This is a genomic window from Pontivivens marinum (genome assembly GCF_900231835.1).
Taxonomy (GTDB): Bacteria; Pseudomonadota; Alphaproteobacteria; order Rhodobacterales; family Rhodobacteraceae; genus Pontivivens; species Pontivivens marinum.
Genome location: NZ_OCTN01000027.1, coordinates 1 through 1,058, shown reverse-complemented (window position 1 = coordinate 1,058; position 1,058 = coordinate 1). Strand labels below are relative to the sequence as shown.

The following is a 1,058-nucleotide window of genomic DNA, read 5'->3' as shown; positions in this document are numbered from 1 at the left end:
AGTTCCGCATCTTGGCAGTGAATGATGATTGCTGCCGCGAGAATCTGTGCCTCATGGCGGACACCAGCATCTCTGGCGCGCGGGTGGCACGTGAGGCGCGGTTGCCCCGTGCGTCGATGGACACGCCAACCCCAGCATCTCTGGCGCGCGGGTGGCACGTGAGTTGGACGCGCTTGTGCGGATATATGGCAAGCCCGCCTGCATTGTCAGCGATAATGGGACCGAGTTCACCAGTCGTGCGATCCTGAAATGGGCGAACGAGAACGATGTCGAGTGGCACTACATCGATCCTGGAAAGCCGCAACAGAACGGCTTCATCGAGTCCTTCAACGGGAGCCTGCGAGATGAACTGCTGAACGAAGAATGGTTCGACAGCCTGGACGACGCCCGCCGTAAGCTGGCGCTCTGGCGATACGATTACAACAACGTCAGACCGCACTCATCACTGGAGAACCAAACACCCGCTGAAGCGCGTCGGGCGCTTCAGCAATTTGAGGCCTCCGCGCACGACGCGCTTGCCCAAACCGACGACGAACAATATGAAAATCACACCCGCAAACTCTCATTATAAATGACGGAGCCTCGGGGGGCAGGTCACGGTCAGCGTGGTCAAAGCGCATCGCATCCTTGAACTAAATGGCAACTTTGTCCAGAACGGCCCTAAGCGAGCAGGTTTGGCGCAGCTTGCACAGGCGGATCAGCTAACGCGCCTTTTGTAGCTCACTTATACATCACGCGATTTTATTTGCGTGCGGCCTATCCGCCACAGCGAATGTCTGGACTCAGCTGCTTCCAAAGTGCTTCCACGGGTGGAATCCCAACGCAGAAAGCCACCCTGAGGTGGCTGCTAAAGTATTGTAATGTCTGATATATTTTTGGTTGCGGGGACAGGATTTGAACCTGTGACCTTCAGGTTATGAGCCTGACGAGCTACCGGGCTGCTCCACCCCGCGTCAAAGGTGTATCATCATTGTTTAGAGAGAATTGAGATATTGACAGGTTTGGCGGTGACCTACTCTCCCACGACTTAAGTCGCAGTACCATCGGCGCGGCGGCGC

General features: G+C 56.2%; 1 tRNA gene and 1 pseudogene. One reads left to right on the top strand and one right to left on the bottom strand.

From position 1 onward, the window contains the following. A pseudogene (locus CR254_RS17820) lies at nucleotides 1–571 on the top strand (integrase core domain-containing protein); the annotation flags it as partial. Between the two features lie 305 nt (nucleotides 572–876). Here CR254_RS17820 and CR254_RS17815 read toward each other — a convergent pair. Further along, nucleotides 877–953: transfer RNA gene (locus tag CR254_RS17815), tRNA-Met, on the bottom strand. Between the last annotated feature and the right edge of the window lie 105 nt (nucleotides 954–1,058).